This is a genomic window from Paenibacillus sp. 01T422 (assembly GCF_056398785.1).
In genome coordinates this window covers 1-425 of record NZ_JBFTQB010001675.1, presented here as the reverse complement: position 1 = coordinate 425, position 425 = coordinate 1, and the positions used below count along the sequence as shown (strand labels likewise).

Genomic DNA, 425 nt, shown 5'->3' with positions numbered 1-425 from the left:
TGGCCGTCACCTGAAGTTGCGGAGAGCGCAACTGGTGCGACCGGCGTGGCAATCGGCTTGGCACTCAATTCGTTGGAATAGCTGCTGTAGCCGCTAGTGTTGCTGGCCTTGATTGCGAAGTAGTACGTCGTTCCGTTCGTCAGCCCCGTTATCGTGCTGGTGTTGGTCGAACCSKTCACCGTCGCGACAGGGATCGGTTCATACGAACCTGTTACAGTTCCTGCATAGACGCTGTAGGTGACCGCATCCGATACACCGCTCCAAGCGAGTGTTACTTGGCCGTCACCTGAAGTTGCGGAGAGCGCAACTGGTGCGACCRGCGTGGCAATCGGCTTGGCACTCAATTCGTTGGAATAGCTGCTGTAGCCGCTAGTGTTGCTGGCCTTGATTGCGAAGTAGTACGTCGTTCCGTTCGTCAGCCCCGT

At 57.1% G+C, this 425-nt stretch carries 1 protein-coding gene; it reads right to left on the bottom strand.

Translation table 11 applies throughout. The annotated features are described in order from the left end of the window. On the bottom strand, positions 1 to 425 hold a 425-nt coding region (locus AC1DUA_RS40725), incomplete at both ends, for a fibronectin type III domain-containing protein (protein WP_477505027.1).